The sequence below is a fragment of the Pantoea sp. BJ2 genome, assembly GCF_040255075.1.
Lineage (GTDB): Bacteria > Pseudomonadota > Gammaproteobacteria > Enterobacterales > Enterobacteriaceae > Pantoea > Pantoea leporis.
Window position 1 is genome coordinate 3,855,519 of record NZ_CP158292.1, and the last position, 20,732, is coordinate 3,876,250.

The following is a 20,732-nucleotide window of genomic DNA, read 5'->3' on the forward strand; positions in this document are numbered from 1 at the left end:
CCTGCTCTTCAGCGTTTGAAGGTTACCGCTTCTTTTCCCGCTAAATAGATCTCGCTGCTGGCGGGCTGCGTCGCAGCGACCAATACACCTTTACGTACTGAATAACGTACCGGCACCTGACGCCGCACCGCATCAAATCCACTCTCCGCCGGCAGGATAATCAGACTGGCATCATTACCTGCTTCAATACCGTAATTCGTCAGCTGCAGGGTTTTGGCGCTGTTGGCGGTAATCAGCTGCAATCCATTATCAATCTGCTCGTAACCCATCAGCTGACAGACATGCAATCCCATGTGCAGCACCTGCAGCATGCTGGCGGTGCCGAGCGGATACCAGGGATCGAACACATCATCGTGGCCAAAGCAGACGTTGATATTTGCTTCCATAAGCTCTTTCACCCGCGTGATGCCGCGACGTTTCGGATAGCTATCAAAGCGCCCTTGCAGATGGATATTCACCAGCGGATTGGCGACAAAGTTGATATTCGAGAGCTTAAGCAGACGGAACAGCCGCGACGTGTAGGCATTGTTGTAGGAGTGCATCGCCGTGGTGTGGCTGGCGGTGACGCGCTCGCCGTTGCCATCGCGGTGTGCCAGCGCCGCCACGGTTTCGACAAAGCGCGACTGCTCATCGTCGATCTCGTCGCAGTGCACATCCACCAGCCGATCGTAGCGATTAGCCAGCGCAAAGGTTTTATGCAGCGACTCCACGCCGTATTCGCGGGTGAATTCGTAGTGCGGAATCGCGCCTACCACATCCGCGCCCATGCGCAGCGCCTCTTCCAGCAACGCTTCGCCGTTCGGATAAGAGAGAATCCCTTCCTGCGGAAACGCCACAATCTGGATGTCGATCCACGGCGCCATTTCCGCTTTCACCTCCAGCATCGCTGTTAACGCGGTCAGCGTGGGATCGGAAACATCGACGTGAGTCCGCACATGCTGAATCCCGTTGGCGATTTGCCACTTCAGGGTTTGCTGCGCGCGCTGTTTCACATCGTCATGGCTCAGTAGCGCTTTGCGCTCCGCCCAGCGCTCGATGCCTTCAAACAGCGTGCCGGATTGGTTCCAGGCGGGTTCGCCAGCGGTTTGCGTGGTATCGAGGTGAATATGCGGCTCGATAAACGGCGCGCTCGCCAGTCCGCCCTCCGCATCCAGCGCGTCAGGCTGGGCTGCAGTTTGCGGCGGCTGCGGGCGAATCTGCGCAATCTTGCCGTTGGCGATTTCGATCTGCCACAAGCCTTGCTGGCCCGCTAAGCGCAGGTTGTTGATCCACTTCAGTGACGGGTTGGCCATGCCGTACTCCTGTAAAACACAAAACCTAAAGCTAGCATGAAAAACCCTGTCACCGCGGGCACATTCCGTAGCGGTGCAATTTATTGCGCGATGAATCGTGCCGCTACGGAATGTGCGGCGAAGAAATGATTAGGTAATTATCAACCAAATAAGCCACTTAACTAATTCGTTCAAAATCAGTTACATAACTCGAAATAGGTATATAAGGGTGCGCTTGATGTATATCAATAAGTTCCAAAAGCGCCGCGCTAAGGTAGGCGCAGATACCGCAATTTTTGAGGCAAGCATGAGCAAGCACAGTGTCGTTATTATTGGCAACGGCATGGTCGGCCACCGCTTTATAGAAGAACTTATCGACAAAGATGAATCTAATCAGTTTGCGATAACCGTTTTCTGTGAAGAACCTCGCGTCGCCTATGACCGCGTCCACCTTTCCGCCTATTTTTCCCATCACACCGCCGAAGAACTCTCACTGGTTCGCGAAGGGTATTACGAAAAGCATCAGGTAAAGCTGCTGCTCGGCGAACGTGCTATCACCATTAACCGTGACGAAAAACTGATTCACTCGAATAACGGTCGCGCGGTGCATTACGACACGCTGATTTTTGCCACCGGCTCTTATCCGTGGATTCCGCCGATTACCGGCGCGGAAGGCAGTGATTGCTATGTCTATCGCACCATTGAAGATCTCAACGCCATTGAAGCCTGTTCACGCCGCAGCAAACGCGGCGCGGTAATTGGCGGCGGCCTGTTGGGACTGGAAGCGGCAGGCGCGCTGAAAAACCTCGGCGTCGAAACCCACGTCATTGAGTTCGCGCCGGTGCTGATGGCGGAACAGCTCGATCCGCAAGGCGGCGAGCAGCTGCGTCGCAAGATCGAGCAGATGGGCGTGCGCGTTCACACCGGCAAAAACACCCAGCAGATCGTCCATCACGCGCAAGGCGGTAAAACGCTGGAGTTTGCTGACGGCAGCGCGCTGGATGTCGATTTCATCGTCTTCTCCACCGGCATTCGCCCGCAAGACAAGTTGGCCAAACAGTGCGGCCTGCAGCTGGGCGCGCGCGGCGGTATCGCCATTGACGATCATTGCCAGACCAGCGATGCGGACATCTTCGCCATTGGTGAGTGTGCCGCCTGGCAGAACCGTATTTATGGCTTAGTCGCGCCGGGCTACAAAATGGCGCAGGTCGCCAGCGATCGGCTGGTTGGCCGCGACAACGCGTTTGCCGGAGCAGATATGAGCGCCAAGCTGAAACTGCTGGGCGTTGATGTCGGTGGCATTGGTGATGCGCATGGCCGCACGCCAGGCGCACGCAGCTTCGTGTGGCTTGATGAGCAGAAAAATATCTATAAGCGCCTGATCGTCAGCGAAGATAACCGCACGCTGCTGGGCGCGGTGCTGGTCGGTGACACCAGCGATTACGGCAATCTGCTGCAGCTGGCGCTGAATAACATCGCGCTACCGGAAAATCCGGCGTTGCTGATCCTGCCTGCGGGCAGCGGCGAGAAGCCGGTAATGGGGGCTGATGCGCTGCCGGACAGCGCGCAAATCTGTTCCTGCTTCGACGTCAGCAAAGGCGATATCGTCAAAGCGGTGCAAGGCGGTTGCCACACCGTCGCAGCGCTGAAAACCGAAACCCGCGCCGGCACCGGCTGCGGCGGCTGTATTCCGTTGATTACTCAGGTGCTGAACGCTGAATTGAGCCGTCAGGGCATCGAAGTGAACAATCATTTGTGCGCGCACTTCCCCTATTCGCGTCAGGAACTGTATCACCTGATTCGCGTGGAAGAGATCACATCGTTCGACGCGCTGCTGGCGAAATATGGTCAGGGCTACGGCTGCGAGGTGTGTAAACCGACGGTTGGTTCACTGCTGGCTTCCTGCTGGAACGAATATGTGCTGAAGCCACAGCTCGCACCGCTGCAGGACAGCAACGATCTGTTCCTCGGCAATATTCAGAAAGACGGTACTTACTCGGTGATCCCGCGCTCGGCAGGAGGCGAAATCACGCCGGAAGGATTGATGGCGATTGGCGCCGTGGCGCGCCAGTACAATCTCTACACCAAAATCACTGGCTCGCAGCGTATTGGCCTGTTTGGTGCGCAGCGCGATGATCTGCCGGCGATCTGGACGCAGCTGATTGATGCCGGTTTTGAAACCGGACAAGCGTATGCCAAAGCGCTGCGCATGGCGAAAACCTGCGTCGGCAGCGTCTGGTGCCGCTTTGGCGTAGGCGATAGTCTCGGCTTCGGCATTGAGCTGGAGCATCGCTACAAAGGCATTCGTACCCCGCACAAGATGAAGTTTGGCGTCTCCGGCTGCACGCGCGAATGCGCCGAAGCGCAGGGCAAAGACGTGGGTATCATCGCCACCGAGAAAGGCTGGAACCTGTATGTGTGCGGCAATGGCGGCATGAAGCCACGTCACGCCGATTTACTGGCTGCCGATCTTGATCGCGATACGCTGCTGCACTATCTCGACCGCTTCATGATGTTCTACATCCGCACCGGCGATCGCCTGCAGCGCACCTCGCTGTGGCTGGAAAGCATGGAAGGCGGCATTGACTATCTACGCAGCGTGATTATTGATGACAAACTCGGTCTGAATACGCAGCTTGAAACGGAGCTGGCGCGTCTGCGCGCGGCAGTGGAATGTGAATGGACCGCGACGCTGCAGGATCCGCAGCAGCAGCGTCACTTCCGCACTTTCATCAACAGCGATCGCCGCGATCCGCTGGTACAGCACATCAACCAACGCGATCAGCATCGTCCGGCGCAACCCGCCGAGCGCATTGCGGTCACTCTGATTGAGGAGATCGACGCATGAGCCAGTGGCATTCGGTGTGTGAACTCAGCCAAATTCTGCCTGCGACCGGCGTATGTGCGCTGATCAAAGGCCAGCAGATTGCCCTCTTCCGTCCGCACGACGATGAGCAACTCTACGCCTTGAGCAATATCGATCCTTTCGCCCAAGCCAGCGTGTTGTCACGCGGTCTGATTGCGGAGCACCAGCAGGCGCTGTGGGTGGCGAGTCCACTGAAGAAACAGCGCTTCCGCCTGAGCGATGGCTTGTGTCTGGAAGACGAAGCGCGCTCGGTGGCGAGCTATCCGGTGCGCGTTCGCGATGGCAAGGTCGAGATCTGCGCCTGACAGCATTCCTTCACTTTATGAGACGTCACTATGTTTACTGACACCCTGAATAAATGCGCCGCCAACGCGGCGCGCATTGTGCGTACGGCGCAGCACAGCCCGCTGGCCTTCTGGATCAGCTCGGCGATGGCGGGCGCTTACGTTGGCCTGGCGATTATCCTGATCTTCACGCTCGGCAATCTGGTCGATCCGGCTTATCGTCCGCTGCTGATGGGCGCGACTTTCGGTATCGCTTTAACGCTGGTGATCATCGCTGGTTCCGAGTTGTTCACCGGCCACACCATGTTCCTGACCATCGGCGTCAAAGCCGGCAGCATCAAGCAAGGCCAGATGTGGTGCGTGCTGCCGCAAACCTGGCTGGGTAATCTTGTCGGTTCAGTATTCGTCGCGCTGATTTATTACTATGCGGCGGGTCCGCTGCTGCCAAATGCCGGATCGCTGCTGCACAGCGCGGCGCTGGCAAAAACCACGCAGCCAGCCATGGCGCTGTTCTTTAAAGGCGCGCTCTGTAACTGGCTGGTCTGCCTGGCGATTTGGATGGCGGTGCGTACCGAAGGCACGGCGAAGTTCATCGCCATCTGGTGGTGTTTGCTGGCGTTTATCGCTTCCGGCTACGAACACTCGATTGCCAACATGACGGTCTTTGCGCTGTCGTGGTTTGGTCAGCATAATGCCGACTTCACAATGAGCGGCATCGGCCACAACCTGCTGTGGGTGACGCTGGGCAATATGTTCTCCGGCATGGTGCTGATGGGCCTCGGTTACTGGTACGCCACACCGCAGGCGCAGCGCCCGCAGGCCGAAGCGCAAGCCGCGCCGCTCAAAACCGCATAACACTTTTTCAGCCCGCCTTGCGCGGGCTTTTTTCAGGATGAGCTATGGACTACTTTCCGCTGTTTTGCCGCCTGCAAGGCAAGCGCTGTTTGCTGGTGGGCGGTGGCGATGTAGCAGAACGCAAAGCGCGTTTGCTGCTGGACGCCGGTGCCAATTTGCAGGTTGGCGCGCTGGATTTCTCTCCCGCTTTTCAGCAGTGGGCACAACAGGGAAAATTGACCTTACTCCCCGGCGCGTTTGACGAGCGCTGGCTCGCGGATTGTTGGCTGGTGATTGCCGCCACCGATGATGATGCGGTGAATCAGCAGGTTGGCGATGCGGCTGAGCGGCGGCGCATCTTTTGCAATCTGGTGGATGCGCCGCAGGAAGCCAGCGCGATTATGCCGTCGATTGTCGACCGTTCGCCGCTGATGATCGCCGTGTCATCTGGCGGTCGCGCGCCGGTGCTGGCGCGTTTGCTGCGTGAAAAACTTGAAGCGATGCTGCCACAACATCTGGGTGAGTTAGCGTCCTTAGCCGGATCGTTGCGCAATCGTGTGAAGCGTAGCTTTAACAGCATGGCGCAGCGGCGCGCTTTCTGGGAGCGCTTCTTCGTGAGCGATCGTCTGGCGCAAACCCTGGCGAATGGTGATCGACCACGCGCCGAGCACATCGTCGAGACCTTGTTCGATGCGCCGCTGTCGCAGCAAGGCGAAGTGGTGCTGGTAGGCGCCGGGCCGGGCGATGCGGGGCTGCTGACGCTGAAAGGTTTGCAGCACATCCAGCAGGCCGATGTGGTGGTGTATGACCGCCTGGTCTCGGCGCCGATTCTTAATCTGGTCCGCCGCGATGCGGAGCGCATCTTTGTCGGCAAACAAGCCGGCAATCACTGCGTACCGCAATCGCAGATCAACCAGGTTTTACTTGAGCAGGCGCAGAGCGGCAAGCGGGTGGTGCGACTAAAAGGTGGCGATCCCTTTATCTTTGGCCGCGGCGGTGAAGAGCTGGAACTGCTGGCGCAGCACAACATCCCGTATAGCGTGGTGCCGGGCATCACCGCCGCCTCGGGCTGTTCTGCTTACAGCGGTATTCCGCTGACGCATCGCGACCACGCGCAGAGCGTGCGTTTCGTCACCGGCCATTTGCAGCAGCATGGTGAAATTGAGTGGCGCAAGCTGGCGGCTGAACAGCAAACGCTGGTGTTCTATATGGGGCTGGCGCAGGCGCCGGAAATTCAGCAGCAGCTGTTGCAACACGGCATGGATGCTGCCATGCCGGTGGCGATCGTGCAGAATGGCACCACGCCGCAGCAGCGCGTTGAGACCGCAACGCTGGCGGAACTGGCCACGCTGGCGCAGCAGTTTGCCAGTCCGGCTCTGATTATTGTTGGTCGCGTGGTGGAACTGCGTTCTCAGTTACGCTGGTTTTGAAACGGCAAAAAACTGTACAGCGCTGCGCTTTGTCGCCAGACTATGGGCCATCTTTCTCGTCAATAAGGAGTTTCCATGCGCGTTGCTTCACGGGTTTGCGCGTTGTTATTGCCGTTAAGCGCGCTTGCTACCGCCGCACCGGTTACCTGGTCGAACGTGGTGGGTGAATGGCAGGTGGTGGCGGTAACGCCTAAGAAGGAAGTCGGTCAGCTGTATATCAAGAATGATCCGCAGTTTATGGGCGCACGCGTGGCGTTTAAGCCGAATGCGATCACCTGGACGCGCGGCACTGCTGAACGCAGCATCAATCCTTCCGTCGATAACTGCAACGCTAAACCGCGCCTGAGCGCCGCCAATGGCGCGGGGCAGGATCGTGATTTCACCTTCCGTTACGGTTTCAATGTGAGTTGTGGCAACCAGGCGTGGGGACCTGCGCCGGGCGCGGTGATCAGCGTGCTGGCTGACGGTAACGCCCGCCTGTTCTGGGATGGCGCGGAACTGGCGTTACATCGCATCAAATAAAAAACGGCGGGTCAAATGACCCGCCGTTCTGTTCTATTCCGCAAACCGCTTACGGCTGTGCGACAAAACCTACCGCTTCATACACTTTCTTCAGCGTTTCCTGCGCATGAGCGCGGGCTTTTGCTGCGCCATCGCGCATCACCTGATTCAGCAACTCTTCATCGTTACGGAAACGATGATAGCGCTCCTGCAGCTCGGTCAACATACCGGAAACCGCTTCAGCCACTTCACCTTTCAGATGGCCGTACATTTTGCCTTCGAACTCTTGCTCCAGCTGCGCAATGGTTTTACCGGTCACGCCCGCAAGAATATCCAGCAGGTTTGATACACCGGCTTTCTCTTTGACGTCGTAACGTACCACTGGCGGCTCGGCGGAGTCGGTCACCGCACGTTTGATCTTCTTCACCACCGCTTTGGTGTCTTCCAGCAGACCAATCACGTTGTTACGGTTGTCGTCTGACTTGGACATTTTTTTGGTCGGCTCAAGCAGCGACATCACGCGTGCACCCGATTTCGGAATGAACGGTTCAGGCACTTTGAACACATCGCCGTACAGCGCATTGAAACGCTGGGCGATATCGCGGCTCAGCTCCAGATGCTGCTTCTGATCTTCGCCAACCGGCACCTGATTGGTTTGATAGAGCAGGATATCGGCCGCCATCAGCACCGGATAATCAAACAGGCCTGCGGTGATGTTTTCCGAGTAGCGCGCGGATTTATCTTTGAACTGCGTCATGCGGCTCAGCTCGCCAAAATAGGCGTAGCAGTTCAGCACCCAGCTCAGCTGCGCATGCTCTGGCACGTGCGACTGAACAAAGATGGTGCTCTTCGCCGGGTCGATGCCGCAGGCAAGATAGAGCGCTAAGGTATCCAGCGTGGCTTTACGCAGCGCGGTTGGATCCTGACGTACGGTGATGGCGTGCAGATCGACGATGCAGTAAATGCAGTGAAAATCATCCTGCATCTGCACCCACTGACGCAGCGCACCCATATAGTTGCCAATGGTCAGTTCACCGGAAGGCTGGGCGCCGCTGAAAACGATGGGTTTGCTCATGTTATGTCCTGATAATCACAGCCCGATAGCGGGCAAAAGTTCGTCAAAAGAGTCGAGAGTTAAATCGGGTTGGCTGGTAGCAATCGGCTCGCCGTAGTTGTAGCCGAATGTCATACCGATGTTCGGTACGCCTGCCGCCTGGGCCGCGAGAATATCATTGCGAGAATCGCCGACAAACAGCAATTGTCCCGGAAGCACGCCAAAATGGCCAAGGACGAGGAAAATGGCCGCCGGATGGGGCTTTTTCACAATTACGTCGTCACCGCCGATAATCTGCGTGAAGTACTCAGCAATCCCGAGCGACTTCAGCAGCGGCGCCACAAATGGCGTTGGCTTGTTGGTGACGATCGCCAACGGCAGGCCTTTCGCCTGCAAGGCCGCCAGCGTCTCTACTACCTGCGGGAACAGCGTACTGCCCGCTTCTACCGTTTGCGCGTAATATTTGTCAAACAGCGCACGCGCATCGCGTTGCTCTTCGGCATGCGGCTCGCGTCCCAGCGCCCAGGTCAGCGCGCGGGTCATCATCACGTCAGCGCCGTTACCAATCCAGGTAGAAGCCAATGCCAAACCCGGCGGCGGCAGCTGCAGATCGCTCAGCGCATGATCGATGGCTTGCGACAGGCCCGGCGCGCTATCGACCAGCGTACCGTCGAGGTCAAACGCCAGCGCGCGGATATCAGTGAAATGAGCCATTGACTTTCTCCAGTTCGCCACGCATCTCATCGATCACTTTTTTGTAATCCGGATGACCGAAGATCGCGGAACCGGCAACAAACATATCGGCACCGGCGGCAGCAATCTGGCCGATGTTATCGATTTTCACGCCGCCATCCACTTCCAGACGAATGTTGTAGCCACTCTCATCAATCAGGCGACGCGCCTGACGCAGTTTGTCGAGCGTACCGGGAATGAAGGATTGACCGCCAAAGCCTGGGTTCACCGACATCAGCAGAATGATGTCCAGCTTATCCATTACATAATCGAGGTAGTGGAGCGGCGTCGCAGGGTTGAACACCAGACCGGCTTTGCAACCATGCTCTTTGATCAGCTGCAGCGTGCGATCAACATGCTCGCTGGCTTCCGGGTGGAAAGTGATGAAGGTGGCGCCCGCTTTAGCGAATTCCGGGATCAATGCATCCACAGGTTTAACCATCAGATGCACATCAATAGGTGCAGTGATGCCGTAATCGCGCAGCGCTTTAAGCACCATCGGCCCCATCGTCAGATTGGGAACGTAGTGGTTATCCATCACATCGAAATGGACCACATCACCACCTGCCGCCAGCGCTTTGGCCGTGTCTTCACCCAAACGCGCGAAGTCAGCAGCCAGAATTGATGGGGCCAGTAAAAATTGTTTCATCCGATTCTCCCAATTTTGTGCGCCAGCCTGAGCTGGCGTAATGCCTTGGTCGCGGACGAAACAGGCTAGCGGAAAAGCGCTAGCAGTTCGTCGACTTGCGTGCGACCACTTATGCTTCGGCTGATGGAACGCCGGGCTTTGACTATGTGTAAATCCGCATTCTGATACCACTCACGCGTGAGGACCGTATCGTGGTTTGAAATCAGTACCGGGATGCGATTTTGCTGCGAAAGCTTATTGGCTAACTCAGCCAGATGCTGCTGCTCGCGCAGACTAAAACTGTTGGTGTGGTAAGCGGTAAAATTCGCTGTCGCCGAAAGCGGGGCATACGGCGGATCGCAATAAACCACTGAGCCTTCAACGGCGTTGTTCAGAGTAACATCGTACGATTCACAGACAAAGGTCGCTTTTTGCGCCCGTTCGGCAAACCAGAGCAGCTCCGCTTCCGGGAAGTACGGCTTGCGATACCGGCCAAAAGGCACGTTAAACTCACCGCGCAAATTGTAGCGGCACAGACCGTTATAACCGTGTCGATTGAGATACAGAAACAGCACCGCGCGCTGATATTCATCTTTGCTCGCATTAAAGGCGATGCGCTGCGCGTAGTAGGTTTCTGCCGTGTTGCCTTCAGCGTTGAAAAGCTGGCGCGCGTCTTCAATGAAAGCCGCGGTACGCGTTTTGACGATGTTATACAGATTGATGAGATCACCGTTGATGTCCGCCAGGTGATAGCGGTCATAGTCGGTGTTGAGGAACACGGAACCGGCGCCGACAAAGGGTTCGATTAGACAATCACCTTGTGGCAAATGACGACGGATGTCATCGAGGAGCGGGTATTTCCCTCCGGCCCATTTCAGGAAAGCGCGATTTTTTTTCATGCTGTCGTGGTTATTACATCTTAATTATTGGCTGTGGTGGAACCGACAGCAGCTCTGCGCTTTAAACGGGGCCGCATTTTTGCGGCCCCACATCTCATTACTGGCTTTCTTTCTTCACCTGGCTAAGCGGTTTTACCCACGGATTGGCCGCACGCACTGCCGCTGGCAGCGATGCCACGGCGCGTTTCGCATCGGCTGGCGTGGCGTAAGCGCCGCTCACCAACACATACCAAGGTTCGCCGTTACGCGTGGTTTTATACACGTGATAACCGCTCAGGTTCTGTTTTCTCGCCCAGGCGTTCAGGCTCTCTTCTTTCGACGCACCGCTCAACTGCAGCGTATAGTTTCCGCCCGACGGCAACGATTTGCTGGCACCGCTCGCACTGGCAGGCGCGGGATTACGCGTCGCGGTGGTGCGGGTGTTGTTCTCTTTCACAGGTGCTGATTTAGTGGCGGTCGGTGTTTTATGCGGCGTCGACGCGTGCGTCTCGCGTGTACCGTTGTTGCTGGTGCGCGCGGGGGTTTCTGAACGCATGGCTGGCGGCGTGATCGCTTTACCGTTGCCGCTGACTGTGGCTGGCGCGGTTGGCAGCGAGCTATTACCCTGCGCGCCTTGTGCTGCGGCATCGACAGAACCTTGCTGATTGTTCAGCGCACTATTGAGATCGCCAGGCAGCGTGACACGTTGTTGATTAGCTGGCGTATCCACAGGCGCAGCTTGCGTCGGCGTCGAGGAGACTGATGGCATCGAGATGGCTTGACCATCGCTGCCCGCTGGTGCAGTTGTGCCCGCGGTGTTTTGCGCTACGCTGCCTTCAGCAGAAGGCGTGGCGTTTTGCTGGCCGCTCATGGACGTCGATCCCGAAAGGTCGATGTTCTTTTCGCTGCCACCGGCAGAAGGTGCCGCGCCATTATTTGCAGTATTGGTTGCGGGTTTCTTCTCATCTGGGCCGGTTAATGCTGAACCAATCCCCAGCACCACCAACAGCAGAACCAAAATACCAATGCCCATCATCATATGTTGACGGGAAACCGGTACTTTCACTTTCGGCGCAGAAGACGATTTGCGTGGCCGCGTCGGACGGCGGTCACTGGCGTCAGGTTTTAACTCGTCTTCCGGTTTGAACTCATCCATTTAGCCTCCTCCGTAAAACGACGCGCTTCCCACACGCCGCATCACCACTCATCACTTCTAATAATCAGGGTTTCTGGCAATCGTTAATTGCTGCCAGCACCATATCATGAGCCACACCGCCACGCACTTCGGAGCGGCCAATAGCGAGAGGCAGCACCAGACGCAGCTCGCCCGCCAGCACTTTCTTATCGCGCATCATGTGTGGCAAATAATCTTCCGCCGCCATGCTCGCCGGGCCATGTACAGGCAAACCAGCACGCAGCAGCAGCGCGATAATGCGATCGGTTTCAACCGAGGTGAACTGCCCTAAACGTTCAGCGGTACGTGCGGCCATCACCATGCCAGCCGACACCGCTTCGCCGTGCAGCCAGTTGCCGTAGCCCATGTGCGCCTCAATCGCATGACCAAAAGTATGGCCCAGATTGAGCAGTGCACGTACGCCGGTTTCGCGCTCATCAGCCGCAACCACTTCGGCTTTAAGCTCGCAGCAACGACGGATGCAGTAAGCCAGGGCTTTTTCATCCAGCGCCAGCAGAGCATCAAGATTTTGCTCTAGCCACTGGAAGAATTCGCCATCAAGGATAATGCCGTATTTGATCACTTCCGCCAGACCGGACGCTAATTCGCGCGGTGGCAGAGTGGCCAGGCAATGAGTATCCACTACGACAGACGCGGGCTGATAAAACGCCCCAATCATGTTTTTGCCGAGTGGATGGTTTACCGCGGTTTTTCCACCGACGGAGGAGTCAACCTGAGACAACAACGTGGTCGGCACCTGAATAAAGCGCACGCCACGCTGATAGCTGGCTGCAGCAAATCCGGTCAAGTCACCAATCACGCCACCACCAAGTGCAATCAACGTGGTATCACGACCGTGCGGCTTTTTCAGCAGCGCGGTGAACACCTCGTCCATGACCGCCAGGGTTTTGTACTGCTCACCATCAGGCAAAATGACCTGATCTACCTTAATGCCGGCATTGCTGAGCAGCGCTGACAGGGGTTCAAGGTAGATCGGCGCCAGGGTCTGGTTTGTCACCAGCATGGCATTGTCGCCTGCTTTGAGCGGCCAAAAAGAAGCCGGATCGTTAAACAGTCCGGCAGCGATGGTGATGGGGTAACTGCGATCCCCGAGTGAGACAGTGATCTTCTCCATGATGACCGATACCTATTGCTGAGCCCTCAGGGCGCTGGATTAGTTCTTTTCCAGCATGTTGATGATCTGATTGGCCACCACTTTTGCACTCTGATCGTCAGTGCGAATAGTGACATCAGCGATCTCTTCATAAAGCGGATTACGTTCACCAGCTAGCGCTTCCAGTACTTCGCGCGGCGGTGATTCAACCTGCAACAGCGGACGCTTTTTATCACGCTGGGTTCGTGCAAGTTGCTTTTCGATGGTGGTTTCAAGGTATACGACCACACCGCGGGCGGAGAGACGATTACGGGTCTCGCGGGATTTGACTGAGCCGCCACCGGTCGCGAGGACAATGCCTTGCTTCTCGGTCAGCTCATTAATGATCTTTTCTTCACGATCGCGGAAGCCTTCTTCGCCTTCCACATCAAATACCCAGCCTACATCCGCTCCGGTGCGTCGCTCAATTTCCTGATCGGAATCGAAAAATTCCATATTGAGTTGCTGAGCCAACTGACGACCAATAGTGCTTTTGCCGGCACCCATCGGCCCAACCAGAAAGATATTGCGTTTCTCTGCCATTTTATCGGTATTACTAAGAATTCGTTGATGATACCCCGCGTTCAGCATAGCTGGCGGGACAGGAACTGAGACCTCATGAGCGTTAACAAGAGTCAGACGGAAAATTATCTCAACACTCATGGCCGTTTGGCAACCGAATAAATTGCCCCCGGCGACCTCTTAACAGGACCGGTCTGTGGTTCGCGAGACGGTAACGCACCTCCGCTGATCCGCTATATTTCGTGCTACAGGCACGCTGGCCGGGGTCATCCACTGTCATCGCTTACCGATGTAAGCACAGTGCATTCACTCATTTAACGTCTTACTGGAGCTCGAATTATTTTGGCGATATTTCTTTTGACGTCAGTATCGCTTGTGACCAACGTCATTCGGAAGGTTATTCTGCCGCGTTCCGTTACACCGTTTTGAAAATCGCTAAACCTTGTAAGCTAATTCCAGCCCTGCGTCAACGCAGTTGGCCTCCCAGAACGAATTTTCCGCTTTATCCGGCAGTAAGCGCTGCTTCCCTGACCAGTCTGGGAGTAATAAAGATCACCAGTTCCTTTTTCTTCTGCTCATCAGTTTGCTGACGGAACAAATTCCCTAATAAAGGCATATCGCCCAGCCAGGGCACGCGTTTTTCGCTCTGCGTGCGCTGCTGCTGGAAAATGCCGCCCAGCGCTAAGGTTTCGCCATCGCGCAGCGTCACCTGAGTCTCAATCTCCTGCTTATCAATACTCAGCACCTGGTTGTCGCCAATGTTTACACTGCGCCCTGGCAAGTTCTGGCTCAGCCGCAGTTTGAGCTGAATGCGGCCATTTCCCAGCACCACCGGCGTCACTTCCATGCCTAAAACCGCTTCCTTAAATTCAATGGCGGTGGCACCGCTGTTGCCCGATTTCACCTCATAAGGAATTTCCGTGCCCTGTTTGATGCTGGCGGTTTGCTGATGTGAGGTAAACAAGCGCGGACTGGCGATGATTTCGATTTGGTTCTCCTGCTCCAGCGCACTCAGTTCCAGATTGAGCAATTCGCCGCTGACCTGGCCCAGCGTCACGCCTGCGCGAAACGCCGGATTACTCACCGCAAGAGGAATCTCGAGCAGCGGGTTGCGCAACGCCTGCGTTACCACTTCTGCCGGTGACGTGCCCCAGTTAACACCTAACTCGCGCAGATGCTCTTCATTGATGGTGACGATGTGTGCCGCGAGCTCAACCTGCTCGAGCGGCAAATCCAGCGCTTTTAACCAGCGCTCGGTGTCACGCAATGCCTCAGCCGTATCGCGCAGCAGCAAACTGTTGGTGCGGCTATCGACCGTGACGCTACCGCGCGGCGTCATCAACGAGCGTTCGGCTTGCAGGCTGCGGTAAATATCGCTGGCGCTGGCGTAATGAAGCGTCACGGTTTGTTGTTCCAGCGGCGTTTGCTGCTTCTCCTCCTCACGCTCCACCTTTTCCTGTTGCGCCTGCTGCTGCTGCCAGCTTTCCGGATAGACCAGCAAAACGCCCTCTTCCTGCACCACGGTGAGTTTTGCCAGCTGCGTCACCAGCGCGAGCGCGCGATCCCAGCCGACATTGTCTAAGCGCAGCGACAGCCGACCTTCAACGCCCGGCGCAATCAACAGGTTGGTCTGCTGATAATCTGCCAGCGCCTGCAAAATGCGTTCAACCGGCGCATCATCAAACGTCAGACTTAATCGGTCGTCGTTAGCGCGCAGCGGCATGCTCAGACACAGCAGCATCAGTAACGTCATCCATTTCATAAAAACCTCCTTTTATTACCCATGTGATTTGCTGTGGCGTGCAGCTTTGTACTGCGCTCAACACCAGCATGCGCGACGTAAGCTGCACGACTTGCCAGGGCGGCTGGGGAAAAGGCGCTTGATTATCCACCCGATGGCTTTTGCCTTGAGGTGACACCAGCCACGCCACGTAGTGCGGCGCCGTGCCAATAATGCCCTGCAAGCGCCAGCCTTCTGGCGCAGCAATCTGCGTCTGACACAGCGTTGCTGCCAGCGGCTGGAAAGGATCGCGCGCCAGCGCCAGCGAGCTGCAGAGTAACAACAGCAAGGCGCTACTCCGCATCGTCACTCTCCAGCCACAGTTGCGTGTTCAATACGCCTTGCTCGGCTTGCAGCTGAAAGCGTTGTGGCACCGGTAATCGGGTGCTGGCTAGTTCACTAAACAGCGGCAGAAATTGCGGCCAGGCAAGCCTTAACTGCAGCTGCTGCGGCTGGCTATCCGGATGCCAGGCTTCCAGCTGATTGCCGCGCGCTGCCACGATTCGCTCCAGCGTTTGCTGAGTGCCGTTATCCTTCGTGGGTTGCTGCAGCAGGCTAATCTCGCTCTGCAACACATCAATCGCCGGAAGTGAAGCCAGCTGTTGCAACCGCTGTTGCTGCTGTTGACGCATCTGTTCCAGCTGCCGCGCTTGCGCTTCACGCATCTGCTGCTGCGGCCGAAGCAGTACGATCCACGTCAGCGCAAACAGCCCCAGCGATAACGTCAAAAGTCCCAGCATGCGCAGCGGCAGCGTGAGCATCAGCCAGCGCTGCAGAAGTTCATTCATCTGCTACCTCCTGCACGCGCGCATGCAAAGCAAAACGATAGTCGCCGCCCGCTTCGCGCTTCACAGCGCCCTGATTTACGCTGCTGAACAGCGGCTGAGTCATGAGCTGATGACGAAAATCACTGACCGCCGCCATGCTCTGCGCCCGCCCTTCCAGCACCAGTTGCCCTTGCCGACGTTCAAGGCGATTGAGCCACAAGGTGTCAGGCATTAACTCCGGCAGTTGCTGCCAAAAATGCTGCCAGCGCTGATGCTGATCTTGCCGTTGCAGCTGTGCCAGCTGCGCCTGAAGAAGTGATTCACGCAGCTTCAACAGCGATTGCTGCTGTTCCAGCTGTAGCTGCAGCGCGCTGAGGAGAGAGGTGATATCCATAAGCGCATCCGTTTGTTGCTGCCGTGCAATGACGCCGCGCCACCACAGTAATGAGAGGATCAGCAAGGTGCAGGCCAGCGTGAGCGACAGCAGCGAGACACTCTGCTGGCGCCGCCGCTGCGATTGCTGGATGCGCCAGGGAAGCAGGTTGACCGCCAGCATCAGACATCCTCCGGGCGCAGCGCCAGCCCAAGCGCGATGGCAAAAATACCTTCCTGTGCAGGCAACGGCGGTTGCAGATAGTGCAGCAGCGAAAACGGCTTGCAGCGTTTAACCTGCTCCTCAGGCAAAACCTGAGTTGAGGTGCAGAATACGCTTTCCATCTGCGGAAAGGTTTCGCGCAGCTGCGTAAGGGTGAGAGGTTCGGTGGCCGCGCCTGATGTAGTGCTTTCCCCCACCAGCGTCCATAGCCAATGATCGCTAAGCGGATGAATCAATAAGTGGTTGTGGCGTAACGGCAGACGCATGGCGATCTGCGTCAGCGCCAGGCTACTCAGTTCGAATACGTCCGGTCGCAGACCTGCCTGCTTGAGCGGCGTCAGCCATTGCGTAATCACCTCGCGCCGTGCCGCGGTAACGTAAAGCGGTGCATCCTTGCCCGGTGAGCGATAATCCAGCGACAGCGAAGCGGGTTCGACGGGAAACAGACGCTGCGCAGAAGCCGCCACATAGCGCCCCAGCGCGGGTTCACGCAGCGAGGTTTCCGGCAGCGGCAAAGTGCGTTGCAATACCAACTGCGGCGGCAGGCCAACGCGCAGTGAATAGCGCTTCGGCAGATGGCGCTGCCAGCGCCCTAACATATCCAGTAACGCAGGCGTGGTTTGCAGCACGCCGTTTCTTAACGTATCTTGCGGCAGCGTTTGTTGCCACCAGTGTCGCAACTGCCAACCATGACGTCGGCGTTCGATGCCAAGGGCACACAGTTGTCCGTTTTGGATATCCAGTCCAATTTGCCAGCGCTGAAAAGCCATACGCGCGATCTCCTTATCATTAAAAGGTCAGAGTGCTGATACCCCGGCAACTTCAAGCCTGACAGGTATATGAATGCGTCAGGCTTGTCTTTATACTACCGCGCGGTTGCTTATAAACTGCTCAAACGACAACAGATGGGAATTCTCAGGTGAAGTTCGTAAAGTATTTATTGATCCTTGCAGTGTGTTGCATTTTGCTGGGAGCCGGCACGGTTTATGGTTTGTACAAATACATAGAGCCGCAGCTGCCTGATGTGAACACATTGAAAGATGTGCGCCTGCAAACTCCTATGCAGGTTTACAGCGCGGATGGCGATCTAATCGCCCAGTACGGCGAGAAGCGCCGTGTCCCGCTGACCCTACAACAGATGCCGCCTGAGTTAATCAAAGCGTTTATTGCCACCGAAGATAGCCGTTTCTACGAGCATCACGGTGTCGATCCGGTGGGGATTTTCCGTGCAGCCAGCATTGCGCTGATGTCCGGCCACGCCTCGCAGGGCGCCAGTACCATTACTCAACAGCTGGCGCGTAACTTCTTCCTCAGCCCGGAACGCACCTTGATGCGTAAGATTAAGGAAGCGTTCCTCGCGATCCGTATCGAACAGCTGCTGAGCAAAGATGAAATCCTTGAGCTCTATCTCAACAAGATTTATCTCGGCTATCGCGCGTACGGCGTGGGCGCGGCGGCGCAGGTCTACTTTGGTAAACCTATTGATCAACTGTCGCTGAGTGAAATGGCGATGATTGCTGGGTTGCCAAAAGCACCTTCGACGTTCAACCCGCTCTATTCTCATACGCGTGCGCTGGCGCGTCGTAATGTGGTGCTGGCGCGTATGCTGGATCAAAACTACATCACGCAGCAGCAATATAACGAAGCGCGTAACTCGCCGCTGACGGCCAGCTATCACGGCCCGGAAATCGCCTTCTCTGCACCTTACTTAAGTGAAATGGTGCGTCAGGAGATGGTGAAGCGTTATGGCGATAAAGCCTATGAAGATGGTTACAAGGTTTACACCACTGTCACCCGCCATCTGCAGGAAGCCGCGCAGCAGGCGGTGCGTAATAATGTGATGGCGTATGACATGCGCCACGGCTATCGCGGTCCAACCAATGTGCTGTGGAAAGTGGGCGAAGCGAGCTGGGATCAAATCCGCATCCAGAATGCGCTGAAAAATCTGCCAACTTACGGACCGCTGAATGCTGCGGTGATCACCAGCGCCAGCGCCGATCACGCCACGGCGATGCTGAAAGATGGCAGCAGCGTTACGCTGAATATGGCCGGCGTACGCTGGGCACGCGCTTACAAATCTGACACGCTGCAAGGCCCAACGCCGCGCAGCGTGACGCAGGTGCTGCAAACCGGCCAGCAGATTTGGGTGCGTAAAGTGAATGACGACTGGTGGCTCGGCCAGGTTCCGGCGGTGAACTCGGCGCTGGTGTCACTCAATCCAGAAGATGGTGCGGTTCGCGCGCTGGTCGGCGGTTTCGACTTCAATCAGAGCATGTTCAACCGCGCAACCCAGGCGCTGCGTCAGGTGGGTTCCAACATCAAACCCTTCCTGTATACCGCAGCGATGGATCGCGGTTTAACGCTGGCATCGATTCTCAACGACGTGCCGATTTCGCGCTGGGATGCCGGTGCGGGTGCTGACTGGCGTCCGAAGAACTCACCGCCAACGTATGCAGGTCCAATCCGTTTGCGTCAGGGGTTAGGCGAGTCGAAAAACGTGGTGATGGTACGTGCGATGCGTGCGATGGGCGTTGATTACGCGGCGGAATATCTGCAGCGTTTCGGCTTCCCGGCGCAGAACATCGTGCATACCGAATCGTTAGCCTTAGGCGCGGCGTCCTTTACCCCAATGCAGGTGGTACGCGGCTACGCGGTGATGGCGAACGGCGGCTTCCTGGTTGATCCGTACTTCATCGCGAAGATTGAGAATGAACAAGGCGGCGTGATCTTCGAAGAGAAACCGAAGATTGCCTGTCCGCAGTGCAACCTGCCGGTGATCTATGGCGACACCAAAAAGTCGGTCGCGTTGAATGAAGAGAGCGTCGAGAATGTCGCGACCTCCGATCAATCGCAGAACCAAACCGTGCCGCAACCGGAGCTGGAGCAAGTGCCTGCACAGCCGGGTGGCGAGCAGCAGTATGCTCCGCACGTGATCAACACGCCGCTGTCATTCCTGATCAAGAGCGCGCTGAACACCAACATCTTCGGCGAGCCGGGCTGGATGGGAACGGGCTGGCGTGCCGGTCGTGACCTGAAGCGTAACGATATCGGCGGCAAAACCGGTACCACCAACAGCTCGAAAGATGCGTGGTTCTCTGGTTATGGTCCGGGCGTGGTGACGTCGGTGTGGATTGGTTTCGATGATTCACGCGCGTTGGGTCGCTCCACCATGTCAGGTGCGATACCGGATCAAATCTCCGGTTACGAAGGCGGCGCGAAGAGTGCACAGCCAGCATGGGATGACTATATGAAATCCGCGCTGGAAGGCGTGCCGGTACAGCCGCTGACACCGCCAGATGGCGTGGTCACCGTTAACATCGATCGCGGCACCGGCAAGTTGGCTAACGGCGGTAACTCGCGTCAGGAGTACTTCATCAACGGCACCCAGCCAACCGAGTATTCGGTGCATGATGTCGGCACCACCCTCATGGACAACGGCGAAAGCCACGAACTGTTCTGATCAAAAAAGCCGGCAAATGTGCCGGCTTTCTTTTTTTAATGATGATGCAATTTAGTAGCTTAAACGGCCCTGCTTCACCAGCCACTCACGCACCATAAACAGCGCGCTGACGTTACGCGCTTCGCGGAAGTCGGGTTCATCCAGCAGCGCCAGCAGATTATTTAGCGGCCAGCGATGGACAATTAGCGGCTCCGGCTCATCACCTTCCAGCTTCTCTTCGTACAAACCTTCCGCCACCACGATGTTCATCTTGCTGGAGAAATATGAGGGCGCCATGGTCAGCTTGCCCAGCGCTTCCAGTTTGGTGGCACCAAATCCCGCTTCTTCTTTCAGTTCACGATCGGCGGCTTCAAAGGCGCTTTCGCCAGGATCGATTAGCCCTTTAGGAAAGCCCAGTTCATAGCTTTCCAGACCGACAGCGTACTCCTGAATCAGGATCACGTCATCGCCAATAATCGGCACAATCATCACCGCTTCATGGTCGGAAGGTTTCATCCGCTCATAAACGCGGCGCGCGCCATTGCTGAAAGCGAGATCGACCGCTTCGATGGTGAACAGGCGGGAGCGGGCCACCGCTGCCACATTGAGGATGTCAGGTTTTTTCATTGGGGTTTTCATATCAGCCTCAAACTTAGCACAACCCTGTGAAACGTGATGACGCCAGCATACCGAAGCCAGAACTATTGTGCGACACGCAGCGTAAGTAAACTATGGTGACACACATTCACTTATGGCTGCTAACAACTTCTTGTTATCTATGCAGTTAAAAATTCACAATAAGTCAACGGTGTTGGGTTAAATTC

The 20,732-nt window shown here is 56.5% G+C and carries 20 protein-coding genes; 6 read left to right on the forward strand and 14 right to left on the reverse strand.

Translation table 11 applies throughout. The annotated features are described in order from the left end of the window. Positions 1–8 precede the first annotated feature (8 nt). A complete protein-coding gene (locus tag AAF463_RS17930) occupies positions 9–1,292 on the reverse strand; it encodes a cytosine deaminase (RefSeq protein WP_277974172.1) in 1,284 nt (427 codons plus the stop codon). Positions 1,293–1,578: 286 nt separating this feature from the next. Between AAF463_RS17930 and nirB the strand changes: the two genes are divergently transcribed. The 5 genes from nirB to AAF463_RS17955 all read left to right on the forward strand — a co-directional run bounded on the left by nirB (position 1,579) and on the right by AAF463_RS17955 (position 7,207). After that, a complete protein-coding gene (gene nirB / locus AAF463_RS17935) occupies positions 1,579–4,119 on the forward strand; it encodes a nitrite reductase large subunit NirB (protein WP_350261215.1) in 2,541 nt (846 codons plus the stop codon). Next, positions 4,116–4,442 (forward strand): nitrite reductase small subunit NirD, encoded by a 327-nt coding sequence (nirD, locus tag AAF463_RS17940; protein WP_101762658.1) that lies wholly within the window; start codon positions 4,116–4,118, stop codon positions 4,440–4,442. Before nirB ends, nirD begins: the two co-directional genes overlap by 4 nt. Positions 4,443–4,472: 30 nt before the next feature. Then, positions 4,473–5,276 (forward strand): nitrite transporter NirC, encoded by an 804-nt coding sequence (gene nirC, locus AAF463_RS17945; RefSeq protein WP_350261216.1) that lies wholly within the window; start codon positions 4,473–4,475, stop codon positions 5,274–5,276. Between the two features lie 44 nt (positions 5,277–5,320). Beyond that, the gene (gene cysG, locus AAF463_RS17950; RefSeq protein ID WP_350261217.1) at positions 5,321–6,685 is read left to right on the forward strand and encodes a siroheme synthase CysG; all 1,365 of its coding nucleotides are present in this window, start codon (positions 5,321–5,323) and stop codon (positions 6,683–6,685) included. A gap of 75 nt (positions 6,686–6,760) precedes the next feature. Continuing rightward, positions 6,761–7,207, forward strand: coding sequence for a hypothetical protein (locus tag AAF463_RS17955; protein ID WP_350261218.1), 447 nt, complete (start codon positions 6,761–6,763; stop codon positions 7,205–7,207). Positions 7,208–7,256: 49 nt separating this feature from the next. On the opposite strand, the gene trpS is transcribed toward AAF463_RS17955, so the two are convergent. From trpS to pilM, 12 genes are all read right to left on the reverse strand, one after another. Next, entirely contained in the window at positions 7,257–8,261 is a 1,005-nt protein-coding gene (gene trpS, locus AAF463_RS17960; RefSeq protein WP_101762662.1) for a tryptophan--tRNA ligase, read from the reverse strand. 15 nt (positions 8,262–8,276) lie between these two features. Beyond that, positions 8,277–8,954 carry a phosphoglycolate phosphatase gene (locus tag AAF463_RS17965; RefSeq protein ID WP_192414849.1) on the reverse strand — a complete coding sequence of 226 codons (678 nt, stop codon included), beginning with the start codon at positions 8,952–8,954 and terminating at the stop codon, positions 8,277–8,279. Continuing rightward, positions 8,938–9,621 (reverse strand): ribulose-phosphate 3-epimerase, encoded by a 684-nt coding sequence (gene rpe / locus AAF463_RS17970; RefSeq protein ID WP_101762664.1) that lies wholly within the window; start codon positions 9,619–9,621, stop codon positions 8,938–8,940. Before rpe ends, AAF463_RS17965 begins: the two co-directional genes overlap by 17 nt. A 65-nt stretch (positions 9,622–9,686) precedes the next feature. Further along, positions 9,687–10,499, reverse strand: a complete 813-nt coding sequence (dam, locus tag AAF463_RS17975) for an adenine-specific DNA-methyltransferase (RefSeq protein ID WP_101762665.1) — start codon at positions 10,497–10,499, stop codon at positions 9,687–9,689. 97 nt (positions 10,500–10,596) lie between these two features. After that, a complete protein-coding gene (locus AAF463_RS17980) occupies positions 10,597–11,634 on the reverse strand; it encodes an SPOR domain-containing protein (protein ID WP_350261219.1) in 1,038 nt (345 codons plus the stop codon). A 64-nt stretch (positions 11,635–11,698) separates the two neighbouring features. Continuing rightward, positions 11,699–12,787, reverse strand: coding sequence for a 3-dehydroquinate synthase (aroB, locus tag AAF463_RS17985; RefSeq protein ID WP_101762667.1), 1,089 nt, complete (start codon positions 12,785–12,787; stop codon positions 11,699–11,701). Positions 12,788–12,826: 39 nt separating this feature from the next. Beyond that, entirely contained in the window at positions 12,827–13,348 is a 522-nt protein-coding gene (aroK, locus tag AAF463_RS17990; RefSeq protein WP_008107887.1) for a shikimate kinase AroK, read from the reverse strand. Between the two features lie 481 nt (positions 13,349–13,829). Next, the gene (gene hofQ / locus AAF463_RS17995; protein ID WP_101762668.1) at positions 13,830–15,089 is read right to left on the reverse strand and encodes a DNA uptake porin HofQ; all 1,260 of its coding nucleotides are present in this window, start codon (positions 15,087–15,089) and stop codon (positions 13,830–13,832) included. Beyond that, positions 15,034–15,411 (reverse strand): HofP DNA utilization family protein, encoded by a 378-nt coding sequence (locus AAF463_RS18000; RefSeq protein WP_350261220.1) that lies wholly within the window; start codon positions 15,409–15,411, stop codon positions 15,034–15,036. Before AAF463_RS18000 ends, hofQ begins: the two co-directional genes overlap by 56 nt. Then, entirely contained in the window at positions 15,401–15,895 is a 495-nt protein-coding gene (locus AAF463_RS18005) for a hypothetical protein (protein ID WP_350261221.1), read from the reverse strand. Before AAF463_RS18005 ends, AAF463_RS18000 begins: the two co-directional genes overlap by 11 nt. Next, entirely contained in the window at positions 15,888–16,430 is a 543-nt protein-coding gene (locus AAF463_RS18010) for a PilN domain-containing protein (RefSeq protein ID WP_350261222.1), read from the reverse strand. Before AAF463_RS18010 ends, AAF463_RS18005 begins: the two co-directional genes overlap by 8 nt. Beyond that, entirely contained in the window at positions 16,430–17,239 is an 810-nt protein-coding gene (gene pilM, locus AAF463_RS18015; RefSeq protein ID WP_277974180.1) for a pilus assembly protein PilM, read from the reverse strand. The genes AAF463_RS18010 and pilM overlap by 1 nt, the downstream gene beginning before the upstream one ends. A 149-nt stretch (positions 17,240–17,388) precedes the next feature. Here pilM and mrcA point away from each other — a divergent pair, with 149 nt between their 5' ends. Next, positions 17,389–19,929, forward strand: a complete 2,541-nt coding sequence (gene mrcA, locus AAF463_RS18020) for a peptidoglycan glycosyltransferase/peptidoglycan DD-transpeptidase MrcA (RefSeq protein ID WP_350261223.1) — start codon at positions 17,389–17,391, stop codon at positions 19,927–19,929. Between the two features lie 51 nt (positions 19,930–19,980). Here the strand turns inward: mrcA and nudE are convergent, their stop codons facing one another. After that, positions 19,981–20,547: an ADP compounds hydrolase NudE gene (gene nudE / locus AAF463_RS18025; RefSeq protein ID WP_350261224.1), complete on the reverse strand. Its 567-nt coding sequence runs from the start codon at positions 20,545–20,547 to the stop codon at positions 19,981–19,983. Positions 20,548–20,732 lie beyond the last annotated feature (185 nt).